12 protein-coding genes are annotated in these 15,175 nt (G+C 68.4%); 7 read left to right on the top strand and 5 right to left on the bottom strand.

Annotation, left to right across the window (positions count from 1 at the left end; translation table 11 throughout):
- Positions 1–123: 123 nt before the first annotated feature.
- The gene (locus J8I33_RS25840) at positions 124–387 is read right to left on the bottom strand and encodes a hypothetical protein (protein ID WP_209939392.1); all 264 of its coding nucleotides are present in this window, start codon (positions 385–387) and stop codon (positions 124–126) included.
- Here J8I33_RS25840 and J8I33_RS25835 point away from each other — a divergent pair.
- The 3 genes from J8I33_RS25835 (at position 386) to J8I33_RS25825 (ending at position 7,096) form a co-directional block, all read left to right on the top strand.
- Complete coding sequence (locus tag J8I33_RS25835) at positions 386–2,173, top strand: tetratricopeptide repeat protein (protein ID WP_209939391.1); 1,788 nt, start codon at positions 386–388, stop codon at positions 2,171–2,173. The genes J8I33_RS25840 and J8I33_RS25835 overlap by 2 nt on opposite strands.
- A 241-nt stretch (positions 2,174–2,414) precedes the next feature.
- Positions 2,415–4,613: a tetratricopeptide repeat protein gene (locus J8I33_RS25830; RefSeq protein WP_209939407.1), complete on the top strand. Its 2,199-nt coding sequence runs from the start codon at positions 2,415–2,417 to the stop codon at positions 4,611–4,613.
- Positions 4,610–7,096, top strand: a complete 2,487-nt coding sequence (locus J8I33_RS25825) for a tetratricopeptide repeat protein (protein WP_209939390.1) — start codon at positions 4,610–4,612, stop codon at positions 7,094–7,096. Before J8I33_RS25830 ends, J8I33_RS25825 begins: the two co-directional genes overlap by 4 nt.
- A gap of 241 nt (positions 7,097–7,337) precedes the next feature.
- On the opposite strand, the gene J8I33_RS25820 is transcribed toward J8I33_RS25825, so the two are convergent.
- From J8I33_RS25820 to J8I33_RS25810, 3 genes are all read right to left on the bottom strand, one after another.
- Positions 7,338–7,634: a flagellar protein FliT gene (locus tag J8I33_RS25820; RefSeq protein ID WP_050015963.1), complete on the bottom strand. Its 297-nt coding sequence runs from the start codon at positions 7,632–7,634 to the stop codon at positions 7,338–7,340.
- Positions 7,635–7,664: 30 nt separating this feature from the next.
- Positions 7,665–9,080, bottom strand: a complete 1,416-nt coding sequence (fliD, locus tag J8I33_RS25815) for a flagellar filament capping protein FliD (protein WP_124631979.1) — start codon at positions 9,078–9,080, stop codon at positions 7,665–7,667.
- A 193-nt stretch (positions 9,081–9,273) separates the two neighbouring features.
- Positions 9,274–10,092 (bottom strand): flagellin domain-containing protein, encoded by an 819-nt coding sequence (locus tag J8I33_RS25810; RefSeq protein ID WP_027783219.1) that lies wholly within the window; start codon positions 10,090–10,092, stop codon positions 9,274–9,276.
- 521 nt (positions 10,093–10,613) lie between these two features.
- On the opposite strand from J8I33_RS25810, the gene rpsU reads away from it, so the two are divergent.
- Positions 10,614–10,826, top strand: a complete 213-nt coding sequence (gene rpsU, locus J8I33_RS25805; RefSeq protein WP_006401410.1) for a 30S ribosomal protein S21 — start codon at positions 10,614–10,616, stop codon at positions 10,824–10,826.
- Positions 10,827–11,212: 386 nt separating this feature from the next.
- The gene (locus J8I33_RS25800) at positions 11,213–12,454 is read left to right on the top strand and encodes a PepSY-associated TM helix domain-containing protein (protein ID WP_209939389.1); all 1,242 of its coding nucleotides are present in this window, start codon (positions 11,213–11,215) and stop codon (positions 12,452–12,454) included.
- A 90-nt stretch (positions 12,455–12,544) separates the two neighbouring features.
- Here the strand turns inward: J8I33_RS25800 and J8I33_RS25795 are convergent, their stop codons facing one another.
- Positions 12,545–13,147: a DNA-3-methyladenine glycosylase I gene (locus tag J8I33_RS25795; protein WP_050015971.1), complete on the bottom strand. Its 603-nt coding sequence runs from the start codon at positions 13,145–13,147 to the stop codon at positions 12,545–12,547.
- Between the two features lie 142 nt (positions 13,148–13,289).
- Between J8I33_RS25795 and J8I33_RS25790 the strand changes: the two genes are divergently transcribed.
- Both J8I33_RS25790 and J8I33_RS25785 read left to right on the top strand, forming a co-directional pair.
- Positions 13,290–14,171, top strand: a complete 882-nt coding sequence (locus J8I33_RS25790; RefSeq protein ID WP_209939388.1) for a BadF/BadG/BcrA/BcrD ATPase family protein — start codon at positions 13,290–13,292, stop codon at positions 14,169–14,171.
- A gap of 136 nt (positions 14,172–14,307) precedes the next feature.
- Entirely contained in the window at positions 14,308–15,132 is an 825-nt protein-coding gene (locus tag J8I33_RS25785; RefSeq protein WP_050015975.1) for a Cof-type HAD-IIB family hydrolase, read from the top strand.
- Positions 15,133–15,175: the final 43 nt, after the last annotated feature.

Raw genomic sequence — 15,175 nt, 5'->3', positions numbered from 1 at the left:
GGGTGTGACCGGACGAGCGCGTGTCGGCACGGTGGCATCGGAATGCGCAACCGTCCGAGCGTCGCAGGTCGGACATCTTTCTACGATCAAGTCTAGCGAGCGCCGCCAGGATCGAATGTCGGATTAGCGGGTGGTTTCACCCCGCATTTCGATGGATGCGCGCGTGTCCGGCGCGAATTCGGGGCGCCCGCGGGGGCGGCTTGCAGTCGCGGGAATAGCGACCAATTCCAGCACCTGCTCGCCAAATTGGAACGCGGCGTGCGCGTGGAGAATTCGGACACGTCGGAGACCGTCGGTGCGTGCGTCCGCGGGCGAAGGCGTGTGCCGACGCAGCGGCGCCGGCCGCGATTCGAATCCCGTATTGGCTACCAGGACGACAAAGCTCATGATGCCCACCTCCCCCGCCGCCGCCACGATCGAACAGGCGCTGGCGCACCATCAGGCCGACCGGCTGGAAGAGGCCGAGACGCTGTACCGGCAGATCCTCGACACCGATCCCCGGCACGCGGACGCGCTTCACCTCCTCGGCCTGATCGGCCATCAGTACGGGCGCTATCAGGAGGCATCCGACCTGATCATGGCGGCGATCGAGATCCGGCCGGACGCGATGTACTACTACAACCTCGGCAACGTGATGCAGGCGGACAACCGTCACGCCGCCGCCGCCGAGTGCTTCCGTCTCGCAATCGAGCTGCGACCCGACTACGTCGATGCGTACAACAACCTCGGCAACGCGCTGCGGCTCGCCGGCGACGCGCGCGCGGCCGTCGATGCGTTCTGCCAGGCCATTGCGCTGAAGCCGGACAACGGCCAGGCCTACAACAACGTTGCGAATGCGCTGTTCGACCTGAACGAGATTCCGGCCGCGCTCGAGGCTTACCGGCACGCGGTCGCGCTGCGCCCCGAACTGCCGGAGCCGCGCAGCAACCTGCTGTTCGCGAGCCACTTCAGCGAAGCGTTCGACCACGACGCCTATCTCGCCGAGGCCGCGCGCTACGACGAACTCGTCACGCGGTGCGCGAAGCCGTGGACGGACTGGCTCGTCGACCTGGCTCCCCGGGTCGGGCGGCCGCTGAAGGTCGGCATCGTGTCGGGCGACCTGAAGGCGCATCCGGTCGGCTATTTCATCGAGAGCATGCTGAAGCATCTCGACGCGAACCGGATCGAGATGCATGCGTACCCGACGCGCGACGTCGAGGACGACGTGACCGCCCGCATCAAGCCGGCCTTCTCGACATGGACCAGCATCGCCGGCCTGAGCGACGAAGCGGCGGCTGCGCGTGTCCGCGCGGACCGCATCGACGTGCTGCTCGACGCGGCGGGCCACACGGTCTACAACCGCCTGCCGCTGTTCGCGTGGAAGCCGGCGCCGCTGCAGGCGAGCTGGCCCGGTTATTTCGCGAGCACCGGCGTGGGCGCGATCGACTACGTGATCGGCGACCGTCACGTGCTGCCGCCCGCCGAGGCCGCGCATTTCACCGAGCGGCCGTGGCACCTGCCGGACAGCTATCTGTGCTTCACGCCGCCGGCCGAGCCTGTCGACGTCGGCGCGCTGCCGATGCTCGCGAACGGCCATCCGACCTTCGGCTATTTCGGCAAGCTCGCGAAGATCACCGATCGCGTCGTCGCGGTCTGGTCGCGCGTGCTGCAATCGGTCACGGGCGCAAAGCTGTTCGTGAAGGCCGAGCATCTCGACGATCCGCGCGAGCAGCAGGCGCTTGCCGCGCGCTTCGCGGCGCACGGCATCGGCGCGCAGCGCCTGATCCTCGAAGGCCGCTCGCCGCGCGCCGAATACCTGGCCGCGTACCGGCGTGTCGACCTGATGCTGAGCCCGTTCCCGTATCCGGGCGGCACGACGACCGCCGAAGCGCTGTGGATGGGCGTGCCCGTGCTGTGCCGGCGCGGCGAGCGCTTCCTGTCGCACATCGCCGAGAGCCTGCTGCATTCGGCGCGGCTGCCCGAGTGGATCGCGGCCGACGACGCCGCGTATGTCGCGAAGGCCGTCGCGCAGGTTGGCCAGCCGGCCGAGCTGGCGGCGCTGCGCACGACGCTGCGCGCGCAGGTGCTCGCGTCGCCGCTGTGCGACGCGCCCCGCTTCGCGCGCCACTTTGAGGACGCACTGCACGGCATGTGGGCGCAGCACGTCGAAGCCGCGCCGGTCGCATCCGTGTGAGGCCGCCTACGACTTGACGTGCGTGGGCATTTCCACGGTGGCGGCAAGCGGAACATGGCGGCCCTCGCGCCGAACACCGCGCCGGCCGACGTGATCGTCATTCCGACCGGTGGCGCGTGCGCGACACCGTCGTCGGGATGGCGCGCGATGGGATGGCGGCGTCGGTCGTGATGATCGGACACGGCGGCAGGCGGATCGGCTTCGGACACGATCCGCATTCCTAATGAGCAAAGCAGACGAGATGGACGGAACAGGACAGGCATTGCAGGCGGCGCTCGCGCATCATCAGGCGGGGCGTCTCGCGGAAGCGAAGACGCTGTACGACGCGATCCTCACCGCGCAGCCGGGCCAGCCGGATGCGCTGCATTTCCTCGGGCTGCTCGCGTGCCAGCTGAAGCAGTACGACGCGGGGCTCGCGCTGATGGAGCAATCGCTCGTCGCGCGGCCGGATGCGTCGTACTTCAACAACCTGGGCAACATGCTGCGCGAAAGCGGCCGGCTCGACGACGCGATTGCGCACTATCGGCGCGCGGTGGCGCTGCGGCCGGACTATCCGGAGGCGCACAACAACCTCGGCAACGCGTTGCGCGACGCACGCGAGCCGGCGGCCGCGATGCAGAGCTGCGCGCGCGCGATCGAGCTGCGCCCCGGTTATGCGCAGGCGTACAACAACCTCGGCAATGCGCTGCAGGATCTGGGCGACCTCGATGGCGCCGCCACGCATTACGGCCGCGCGATCGAGCTGGATGCGTCGATGGCGATGGCCCACGCGAACCTGAGCGCCGTGCGTCACAAGCAACTGCGCTGCGCGGAAGCGCTCGCGCATGCGCAGGACGCGATCCGGCTCGCGCCGAACCTCGCTGAAGCACATAACCACGCGGGCAACGCGTATCACGGACTGAACCGGCTCGAGGATGCGCAAGCGTGCCATCGCACGGCCGTCACGCTCAATCCGGCGGACGCCGGCGCGTGCCACAACCTGTCCGTCGTGCTGTTGAAGCTGCAGCGGCTCGACGAGGCGCTCGTGTATTGCCGGCAGGCGTTGCAGGCCGGTCCGCCGGCCGTGTTGATGCACGTCAATCTCGGCGACATCCTGCGCGCGCAGGGCAACGTCGATGCCGCGGTCCACGCGTATCGCGATGCGCTGGCGCTGGTGCGCGACGACGCCGACGACGTCGCGGCGACCGTGCTGAACCGGCTGCTGTTCAGCGCGGCGGCGTCCGCTTGCGTGAACCCCGCCGACTACCTGGCCGACGCGCGGCGCTACGGCCGGCACCTGGCCGCGCGTTCGACGCGCCATGCGCACGATCCGCGCGAGCGGGCCGCGCGCGCGCAAGGGCGGCCGCTGCGCGTCGGCTTCGTGTCCGGCGACCTGCGCCTGCACCCGGTCGGCATCTTCCTGGAAAGCGTGCTCGCGCACCTCGAGCGCACGCGCATCGACCTGCGCGTGTACGTGACCACGGACGAGGAGGACGCGATCACCGCGAAACTGAAGCCGCACGCGAACGGCTGGCGCTCGATCGCCGCGCTGGGTCCGGACCTGGCCGCGCGGATGATTCACGACGACGAAATCGACGTTCTCGTCGACCTCGCGGGCCATACGCAATCGAGCGGACTCCCCGTGTTCGGCTGGAAACCCGCGCCGGTGCAGGCGAGCTGGCTCGGTTTCTTCGCGTCGACCGGCTGCGACGCGATCGACTACTTCATCGGCGACCGCTACACGCTGCCGGACGCCGAAGCGCATCACTTCGTCGAGAAGCCGTGGCGGCTGCCGGACAGCTTCCTGTGCTTCACGCCGCCGGCCTGCGACGTCGACGTCGGCCCGCTGCCGATGGCGGCGAGCGGCCATCCGACGTTAGGTTGCTTCGGCCAGCTCGTGAAGATCGGCGACGACGTCGTGCGCGCGTGGTCGCGCATCCTGCATGCGCTGCCGAACGCGCGGCTGCTGCTCAAGGCGCACGAACTCGGTCGCGAGGGCGTGCGCGACGCGACCGCCGCGCGCTTCGCGCGGCATGGCATCGACGCGGACCGGCTGATCCTCGAGGGCGGTTCGCCGCGCGCGGAATACTTCGGCGCCTATAACCGCATCGACGTCGCGCTGAGCCCGTTCCCGTACCCGGGCGGCACGACCACGGCCGAAGCGCTGTGGATGGGCGTGCCGGTGCTCGGGATGAAGGGCGGCCGGTTCGTCACGCACATCTGCGAAAGCGTGCTGCATGCGGCGGGCATGGGCGAATGGGTCGCTGACGGCGAGGACGCCTACGTCGCGAAGGCGATCGCGGCGGTGCGCGATCGCGAGCAGCTCGCGACGCTGCGCGCCGGGCTGCGCGCGCGGCTGCTCGCGTCGCCGTTGTGCGACGCGCGCCGGTTCGCGGCGCATCTCGAAGCGGCGTTCATCGGCATGTGGCAACGCTATACGAACTCGGAACACGAAGCATGAACGATATCCACGACACGCTGCAGTCCGCGCTGGCGCATCATCAGGCGGGGCGTCTCGCGGAAGCGAAGACACTGTACGACGCGATCCTCACTGCGCAGCCGGGCCAGCCGGATGCGCTGCATTTCCTCGGGCTGCTCGCGTGCCAGCTGAAGCAGTACGACGCGGGGCTCGCGCTGATGGAGCAATCGCTCGTCGCGCGGCCGGATGCGTCGTACTTCAACAACCTGGGCAACATGCTGCGCGAAAGCGGCCGGCTCGACGACGCGATCGTGCACTACCGGCGCGCGGTGGGGCTGCGACCGGACTATCCGGAGGCGCACAACAACCTCGGCAACGCGTTGCGCGACGCTCGCGAGCCGGCGGCCGCGATGCAGAGCTGCGCGCGCGCGATCGAGCTGCGCCCCGGTTATGCGGAGGCGTACAACAATCTCGGCAACGCGCTGCAGGACCTGGGCGAGCACGAAGCGGCGGCCGCGAGCTACGCCAAGGCCGTCGCGCACCAGCCGCGGTACGCGGATGCGTACTGCAATCTCGGCAACGCGCTGCATGCGCAGGAGAAATTCGATGATGCCGTGGATGCCTATCGTCGCGCCATCGCGCTGCAACCGGGCTTCCGTGTCGCGCACCGGGGGCTGAGCGCGACGCTGCGCGCGGCCGGTGATCTGCACGGCGCGATCGACCATGCGCGCGAAGGGCTCGATCCGGGCGACGCAGATGCGCACTGCGTGCTGGCAAGGTTGCTGCAGCGCATCGGCGATTTCGACAAGGCGCTCGAACTGCTCGAGCAGGCGGTCGCGATCGACCCCGCGCATGCACAGGCATGGGCGTGGCTCGGCGATTTGCGCAACCAGCAGGGCGAATACGGGCAGGCGGTGCAGGTGTGCCGGCGTGCGATCGAGCTCGATCCCGAACTGGCCGACGCATACAACTTCCTGGGCTTCGCGTATCACAACCTCAACTTGCTGGCCGCCGCGGAGTTGAGCCACCGGCATGCGATCGACCTGAACCCGGACGATGCCGACGCGCATCACAACCTCGCCGCCGCGCTGTTTCGGCTCGAGAAGCTCGACGAGGCGATGAAGCACACCGAGATCGCGAGGGCGCTCGGCATCGATCCGCTGAAGGTCCAGATGACGCTCGGCGACATCCTGTGGGCGAAAGGGGATCTCGCCGGCGCGCTGGATGCGTTCCGCTCGGCGATCCGGCACGACCTGCATCGCGCGTACTCGCGGATGCTGTTCAACATGTCGAGCTCACCCGCGTTCGAGCCGCAGGAGTGGGTCGCCGAAGCGCGCCGCTACGGCGAGCATCTCGAGCGCGACGCGCACCCGTTCGAGCACGACCGCGCGCAGCGCGTCGCGCAGGCGCAGGGGCGGCCGCTGCGCGTCGGCTTCGTGTCGGGCGACCTGCGGCAGCACCCGGTCGGCATCTTCCTTGAAAGCGTGCTCGCGCGGATCGACCGGTCGCGCATCGAGCCGCATGCCTATGTGACCTTCGTCGGCGAGGACGACGTGACCGCGCGGCTCAGGCCGAACTTCGCGAGCTGGAAGAAGCTGGTCAGCCTGGGCCGCGAGGAGGCCGCGCAACTGATTCGCGACGACGGCATCGACATCCTGATCGATATGGCAGGCCACACCAACTGGAGCGGCCTGCCGATCTTCGGGCACAAGCCCGCGCCGGTGCAGGCGAGCTGGCTCGGTTTCTTCGCGACGACCGGTTGCCGCGCGATCGACTATTTCATCGGCGATGCGCATACGCTACCGGCCGACGAGGCGCATCACTTCACCGAGCGGCCGTGGCGGCTGCCGGACAGCTACCTGTGCTTCACGCCGCCGCCGTACGATGTCGCGGTCGGCCCGCTGCCGATGGCGGCTCATGGCGGCGTCACGTTCGGCTGCTTCGGCAAGCTGATCAAGATCAGCGACGAGGTCGTCGCGCTGTGGTCGCGCATCCTGCACGCCCTGCCGGACGCACGCCTGCTGCTGAAGGCCCATGAGCTCGGCGCCGGCGACGTGAACCGGGCGACGCTCGACCGCTTCGCGCGGCACGGCATCGGCGCGGATCGGCTGATTCTCGAAGGCGGTTCGCCGCGTGCGGCGTACTTCGCCGCGTATAACCGCATCGACATCGCGCTGAGCCCGTTCCCGTACCCGGGCGGCACGACCACGGCCGAAGCGCTGTGGATGGGCGTGCCGGTGCTCGGGATGAAGGGCAGCCGGTTCGTCACGCATATTTGCGAGAGCCTGCTGCACGCGGCGGGCATGGGCGACTGGATCGCGGAAGACGAGGATGCGTACCTCGCGAAGGCCGTCGCGTTCGCGCGCGACCGCGACGGGCTGGCGACGCTGCGTGCAACGCTGCGCGAGCGGGCGCTGGCGTCGCCGCTGTGCGATGCGTCGCGCTTCGCACGCAACCTCGAGGATGCGCTGCACGGCATGTGGGCCTGCTACGCGTCCGGCGAGACGGCGCCCCGGGACGCGTGACGAGCGGGATCGCGCCACGGCAGGAAGCCGCGCTCGCGCATCGTCGGGCCGGCCGCCCGAGATGATCGACGCGGCCGTCGAGCGGGCGACGCGGGCGTAGCCGGTGCGATCAGGCTCGCGTTCCCGCCTGCAGGCGAAAAAAAAGCCGCATTGAAGCGGCTCGACGGTACGGCGACAACGGACCGCTCGACTGGCGGCGTCTTTTAATTCGACGTGCGCGGCGGGTGACACGCCCGGCCGGTCACAGCATGCCGGCTTTCTGGTACTGGCTCGCGGCCTTGATCCGCTCCCGGGACTGTGCAAATTCCGCAGCCAGGCGGTCTCGGTCCGTCTGCGCATGCTCGGTGATCGACGCGTCGATCGCCATGATCTGCCGCACCTGGTCCAGCACGTCCGGGGTCTGCTCGCCGGACAGGTTCATCAGCAGCGGCGAGCGTTCGTCGACGAGTGCCGCGACGCGCACCCAGTCGCGTGCGTCCGCCGCCGACTGCATGGCACGGGTCAGGTCGAAGGCGCGGGACAGGGTGTCGTTCGTCATGGTTCTGCTCCGAAGGGGGGCGGCCGAGGCTTACTTGTTGTTGGCCATCGCGCCGGCGCTGTTCTGGCCGCCGAACAGCTGGGTCAGGTAGCGGGTGTTGTTCGCCATCGTCGCCATCAGCGTGTTCAGCGCGGTGAACTGCGCATTGTATTGCTTGGTCAACTGGTCCGAGTAGCTCTGCAGCTGCGTCGCCTGACCCTGCACACTCTTCAGATCGGCGTTGATCGCGTTGGTGCGCTGGTCGATCAGGCCGGACGTCTGCGTGTACGAGTTGATGTTCGCATTGAGCGCCTGGGCGATGCCGTTCGTCTGGTTGAAGATCGCCGTCACCGCGGAACCGTTCGACTTGAGCGCGGTGGTCAGCGCGGCGGTGTCGACCGACATCGCGCCGGTCGAGTCCACGTTGATGCCGATGCTGCCGAGCGCATAGGTCGTGCCGCCCGTCGTGACGCCGCTGCTGAGCGTCGTCGCGAGCGTGCTCCTGATCGTGTTCAGCATCGCGTCGCCGAGCAGCGGGCCGGCGGTCTTCGCCGTCGCGTCGTAGCTCGACAGCGATTTCGCGGTATTCACGAAGTTGGTATACGCGGTCGCGAAATTGTTGATCGCGGTCGTCGCCGCGGCCGTGTCCTGCGACAGCGTGACGGTTTGCGTCGTGCCGACCGCGGCTTGCGACAGCGCCAGCGTGACGCCCGTCAGCGCGCCCGACACGTTGTTCGACGCGCTCGACACCGGCGTGCCGTCGATCGTCAGCTTCGCGTCGGCGGCCGGCGTGACCGTCGTGTACCCCGACGTCAGTTTCGAATTGACGCCGGTGCCCGTGATCGAGATCGTGTTGGCCGCGCCGGTGGCATTCGACTGCATCACGAGATGCTGGCCGTCCGAACCGGTGATGACCGACGCGGTGACGCCGGCATTGCCGGACGCGGAGTTGATCGACGACGCGATGTCGGACAGCGACGCGCCGGCCGCCACGTTGACGTTGAACGCGGGATTGCTGCCGAACGTGATGCTCAGCGAGCCGGCCGAGATCGTGTCCGCCGACGTCACGCCGGCCGACGACAGTTTGTTGGCGGTCGCGAGCTGCGTGACATTGACCGAATACGAACCGGCCACCGCGCCGCTGCCGCTCTTGATCGTCGTCGCGATGCCCGTGCCGCTCGCCGTCGCGGCCAGGCTGCCGAGCGCGGTGCCGTCCGAGAGGCCGGTGAGCGCGGTCTGCAGCGCGGACAGCGCGCCCTTCAGCTGGCCGATCGCGGACAGCTGCGTATTGTCGTTCGTCTGTCGGGTCTGCAGGGCCTGCAATTGCCCGGCCGTCTTCGCGTTCACCAGCGTCGTGACGAGCGTATTGACGTCGAGCGTCGAATTGGTCGCGCCGCTGATGATCGATTGACCTGCATTCGCCAGGATGGTGCTGATGTCCGTGCTGCTGACGGGGGTGGTGGCCATGCCGTTGCTCCGGTCGTCCGCGCAATCAACGTGCGCGATGCGGCGGGGCGCCGCGGTTCAATGCAAAGAGGGAGGCGTGCCTCCCTGGAGAATTCCGGTCCGGGCGGTTTCGGCGGCGTCGCGATGCGTCGCATGGCGACGCCGCCGTGCCCGGAGGCGGGCGGGCACGTGGCCCGCCGCGGGTGCTGCTCGATTAGCCGAGGAGCTTCAGGACTTGCTGCGGCAGCGAGTTCGCTTGCGCCAGAACCGAGATACCAGCTTGCTGCAGCACTTGCGCCTTGCTCAGGTTCGCCGTTTCCGTCGCGAAGTCCGCGTCGGTGATCTGCGAGCGAGCGGCGGTCATGTTGGTTGCCTGGGTTTGCGTCGTCGAGATCGCAGCCTGGAACGTGTTCTGTGCTGCGCCCAGCGTTGCCTGGAACGTGTTGACTTGCTTCAGTGCCGCGTCGATCGCCGTGATCGCCGATTGCGCGCCCGACTGGGTGGCGACGCTCAGGCTGTTCACGCTCATGCCCGTGCTGTTCCAGTTCGCCGTGCCGAAGTCGACGGTAACGACCTGGTTCGCTGCTGCGCCGATCTGGAACGTGACGCTGCCGGCGCCGCCCAGGATGGTCTGGCTGTTGAACGTCGTTTGCGATGCGACACGGTCGATTTCGCTGAGACGCGTCGTCACTTCAGCTTGCAGGTTCGCGCGGGCGCTCGAATCCAGCGAGCCGTCGCCTGCTTGTTGCGCCAGCGTACGGATACGCTGCAGGTTGTCGACCGTCGATTGCAGCGCGCCGTTGGCGGTCTGGATCATCGAGATGCCGTTGTTCGCGTTTGCAACACCTTGCGTCAGCGCATTGATTGCCGCCGTTTGCGACGTCGAGATCGCCAGGCCTGCTGCATCGTCAGCAGCGGTGTTGATGCGCTTGCCCGACGACAGGCGGTTGATTGCTTGCGACAGTGCGCTTTGCGAGCCCGACAGATTCGTCTGCGTCGTCAGCGAAAGGATGTTGGTGTTGATGTTCAGCATTTGCTTCCTCGTTTTGGAAAATGCCTGAGATACAGACAGGTTCTGATTTCGGCGTGGCGCTTTTTTGCGTCTGGCGCTGCCCGCCTTTCCTGGTTGACGGCGGCACCCGGCGAAAACTTTAGCGGGATGTTTGAGGAAATTCGGGACCGAAGGATCGGTTTCGCCGGGAAGGCGCATGGGGCATGGCGGGCGGCGTGGCGGCCGTGGCGCGAGAATCGCGCGGTTGGGCGGAACGTTTGCCCGCGACCGACAAAAGGGTGGTTTTGTCTGTGATTCCCTGCTATCATGGCGGGCTGAATTGAGATTTTCTGTCACGCCTTTGCCGGTTTCGGCATGTCTGCTGGCAGTCAAACGCGGCGCTGCACGCGGTTGTGAAGCGTACTCGCGGTGCTTTCCGCCTCTCTTTTCCGGCCTCCGAGGCCGTATTTCCGCTCGTTTCGCCTGTTGTGGGGACGCTCGGATGGCCGGTGCGTGGCGCTTGGCCGCTACGTTTTTGACCGTTTAAGCAATTTAGGAACGACATGACGACGATTCTTCTGAAAGAAAACGAGCCGTTCGAAGTGGCGATTCGCCGCTTTCGTCGCGCTATCGAAAAAAATGGCCTGATCGCTGAACTGCGTGAGCGCCAGTCTTACGAAAAGCCGACCGCAGTCCGCAAGCGCAAGAAGGCAGCAGCCGTCAAGCGCCTGCACAAGCGCCTGCGCAGCCAGATGCTGCCGAAGAAGCTCCACTAAGAGCATCTGACGGTTCGCCGCGAAACGGCGGAGTGTGCCTCGAAAGAGGCCGCTCCGCCGTTTTGCTTTTGCGGGCCGGGAAACCCCGGGATCGTTGCCGTGGGTCGGTTTCCGCCGACTGTCCGGCAGCCGGCTGTCGCGCTCCCGCACGCGTGCCCGTGCTTGCGTAAAAACGCAAGTAAGAATCATTCTCATTGGTATAGAATGTCGCGGATCGTATCAACACCCGCCGACCGCGCAACAATTCCATGCCGCGTACAACGGCATCCGGCCTCGCCTGATCGGGCCGGACGATCGCCGCGCGGCGCCCGACATCCAATGGACTGCATCCCGTCGAATCGGGGCCGCCGCGCGTGCCGGCCCGCTTTACTTTCGCTGCGCACGCGATGAATGCGTTCCTGCGACCGTTTCTCGTGCGCCTGCACCGCTGGTTCGGGCTCGCCATCGCGCTGTTCCTGTTCGTCGCGGGGCTCACCGGCGCGCTGATTGCGTGGGACCATGAGCTCGACGCGGCGCTGAACCCGGATTTCTATACCGCGCGCAGCGGCGCGGCGCCGCTTGCGCCGCTCGAACTCGCGGCGCGCATCGAGGCCGCCGATCCGCGCGTGCAGGTGACCTATCTGCCGCTCGCGGTCGAACCGGGACACACGCTGCAGGCGGGCGTGATGTCGCGTACCGATCCGGCGACCGGCCGGCCGTACCCACTCGGTTTCAGCCAGATCGCCGTCGATCCCGCGACCGGCGCGGTGCAGGGCCGCCGCGAATGGGGCGCACTGTCGCTCGCACGGCTCGACCTGATGCCGTTCATCTACCGGCTGCACTACTCGCTGTTCCTGCCCGTGTACGGCGGGATCAATTTCGGGTTCTGGGTGATGGGCGTCGTCGGCATCGTGTGGGCGATCGACAGCCTGATCGCGCTCGTGCTCGCGTTTCCGAACCTGAAAAGCTGGCGCAAGTCGTTCGCGTTCCGCGTGCGGCGCGGCGGCTACCCGCTCGTGTTCGACCTGCACCGCTCGGGCGGCGTGTGGGTGTGGGGGCTGCTGCTCGTCGTCGCGGTCACGTCGATCTCGATGAACCTCGCCGTTCCGGTCGTACGCCCGCTGGTGTCGCTGGTTTCGCCGCTCGCCGAAACGCCGTATACGAATCCCGAACATTTCCCGCCGGCCCGGCCGGGCAGCCAGGCGCTGCCGCGCGAACGGATCGTCGAGATCGCACGCTCGGCCGGCCGCGACGCGGGTTTCGCCGCGCCGCCGGGCGCGCTGCTGTTCGCGCCGGCGATGAATGCCTATGCGGTCGGGTTCTTCACGCCGGGCAACGACCATGGCGACGTCGGGCTCGGCAATGCGTGGCTGTACTGGAATGCGGTGACCGGCAAGCCCATCGCGGCGCAGGTGCCGGGCCGCGGTTCGGCCGGCGACCTGTTCATGCAGGCGCAGTTTCCGCTGCACTCGGGGCGGATCGCCGGGGTCGCCGGACGGGCGGTCGTGAGCGTGCTCGGCATCGTGATCGCGATGCTGAGCGTGACGGGCGTCTGCATCTGGGTGAAGAAGCGCAGCGCACGCGCGCGGGCCGCGCGGAGCGCGCGGCCGGTCGTGCCGGCGACGTCGTCGTCGCGCGCCGCGCGGTAAGGGTTAGGCGGCAAGCGGCAACCAGCAAGCAGCACGCGGACGGCGCACCCGCCGCGGGGCAGCGCCGGCGCCACGTTTGCGCCTGCGCCGTCAGCTCGCCTTGCGCCGACGTGCCGGCTGCTTGCCGCCGAGCGCCGCGCACTGCGCGTGGCACGGGCAGCCGGCTTCGTGATCGTTGACCATGCCGGTTGCCTGCATCAGCGCATAGCAGATCGTCGAGCCGACGAACTTGCAGCCGTACGCCTTCAACGCCTTGCTGAGCGCGTCGGACTGCCCGGTCGACGCGGGCGCGTCGCGGTACGACTGCCACGCATTCTGGATCGGCGTGTCGCCGACGAACGACCACAGGAACGCGGCGAGCGACCCATGCTCTTCGCGAATGCGCTGCACCGCGCGCGCGTTGGTCACCGCCGATTCGACCTTCGCGCGGTTGCGCACGATGCCCGGGTTCTCCAGCAATTTCTCGATGCGCTTGGGCGTGAAGCGCGCGACGGCATCGACGTCGAAATCGGCGAACGCTTCGCGATAGCCCGCGCGCTTGTTCAGGATCGTCGACCACGACAGCCCGGCCTGCGCGCCTTCCAGGATCAGCATTTCGAACAGGTGGCGATCGTCGTGCGACGGCACGCCCCACTCGGTATCGTGGTAGTGAGCGTCCGCTTCCGTCTTCACCCAGTTGCACCGCTGCGACATCGTCTGCCTCGTTTTCAGTATCGATTCGATCGCGCCAGCATAGCGGAAGCCCTTTTGGCGGGATAGCCGGCCGAACGGCAGATGGGCGCGCGGCGCCGATCCGGTTAAGCTTGGCGCCTGTTCGAATCAGCGGGATGAAGGCATGGCGGCATTACTTTTTGCGATCGGCATCGACGGCGGCGGCACGGGCACGCGCGCGGTGCTGGCCGACCGGCACGGGCGCGAGCTCGCGCAGGGGCGCGGCGGCCCGTCGGGGCTCGGTCTCGGCATCGAGCGCGCATGGGCGTCGATCGGCGCGGCGTGCGCGGACGCGTTCACGCACGCCGGTCTCGCGTTCGACTGGTCGCAGTGCGCGCTTGGCTGCGGGCTCGCGGGCGTCAACAACGCGGCGTGGCTCGCCGCATTCCGCGCGCAGGCGCCGCTCGGCGCGCTCGCGATCGAGAGCGACGCGTATACGACCGTCGTCGGCGCGCATGGCGGCGCGCCGGGGCTCATCGTCGCGCTCGGCACCGGCAGCATCGCGGCGGCGCTCGATGCGGGCGGCGCGTGCCGGATCGCGGGCGGTTTCGGCTTTCCGTCCGGCGACGAGGCGAGCGGCGCGTGGCTCGGCGTGCGCGCGCTCGCCTATGCGCAACAGGCGCTCGACGGCCGCGTGCCGCGCGACGCGTTCGCCACGGCCCTGCTCGCGGAAACCGGCGCGCCGGATCGCGACGCGCTCGTCCAGTGGTCATGCGACGCGAATCAGACGATCTACGCGCGTCTCGCGCCGATCGTGTTCGCGCACCGCACGCATCCGGTCGCGAGCGCGCTGATCGCGCAGGCCGGCGACGAGATCGGCAAGATGATCGACGCGCTCGATCCTCGGCAGGCGCTGCCGGTCGCGCTGTGCGGCGGGCTGGCGGACGCGCTCGCGCCGGCCGTGCCGGCGCGGCACGCCGCCCGGCTGCGCGCGCCGCTCGACGATTCGGCGCATGGCGCGCTGCGGCTCGCGCTGCAGGCGTTGCGGGCGACGGAGGGCGGCTGAGCGGAGCGCGAGCGGGGTGGATGCCGCGCCGCAGCGGCACCCCGGGCGGCGCGTGGCCGGCAACCGCCCGGCGCGCCGCCGGGCACGACGTTAGAATGACGCTTCCTCCGTGCCGCGCGCGCCGCTCTCCCGTCCCATGTACAAAGTCATCGCCACCGATCTCGACGGTACGCTGCTGAACAGCGACCACCAGCTGGACCCGTACACGATCGACACCGTGCGCCGGCTCGACCGCGACGGCGTGCAGTTCGTGATCGCCACGGGGCGCCACTATGCGGACGTCGCCGGCATTCGCGACGTGCTCGGCATCCGGCCGTACCTGATCACGTCGAACGGCGCGCGCGTGCATGCGCCGGACGACACGAGGATCCACGCGCAGGACGTCGACGCAGCGATCGTGCGCCGCCTCGTGCAGCCGGAAGTTGTCGGCGCGCACGGCCGCGTGATCGTCAACCTGTTCACCAACGACGGCTGGCTGATCGACCGCGACGCGCCGCACCTGCTCGAATTCCACCAGGATTCGGGCTTCCGGTACGACGTGACCGACATGGCCGCGCACGACGGCGCGGATATCGCGAAGGTGCTGTATATCGGCGAACCGGCCGATCTGGCGGTCGTCGCCGAGCAGATGCGCGTGCAGTTCGGCGATAAGCTGTACGTCACGTACTCGCTGCCCGACTGCCTCGAAGTGATGACCGCGAACGTGTCGAAGGGGCGCGCGCTGCGCACGGTGCTCGCGCGGCTCGGCATCGATACCGGCCACTGCATCGCGTTCGGCGACAACATGAACGACATCGACCTGCTCGAAACCGCCGGTCACGCGTTCATGATGAACAACGCGAACCCCGACCTGGTGGCGCGGCTGCCGCACATCCCGCGGATCGGCAACAACTTCGACGCGGGCGTCGCCCGCCACCTGCGCACGCTGTTCTCGCTCGAAGACGACGTCGTCGCGTCCTGAGCATCCGCCCCGGCGCCGTTTCCGTGCGCGGAAATGAAAAACG

The sequence above is a fragment of the Burkholderia sp. AcTa6-5 genome (assembly GCF_017815075.1).
Taxonomy (GTDB): domain Bacteria; phylum Pseudomonadota; class Gammaproteobacteria; order Burkholderiales; family Burkholderiaceae; genus Burkholderia; species Burkholderia sola.
Note: the sequence above shows the minus strand (reverse complement) of the source record. Positions and strands in the feature narration are given on the sequence as shown.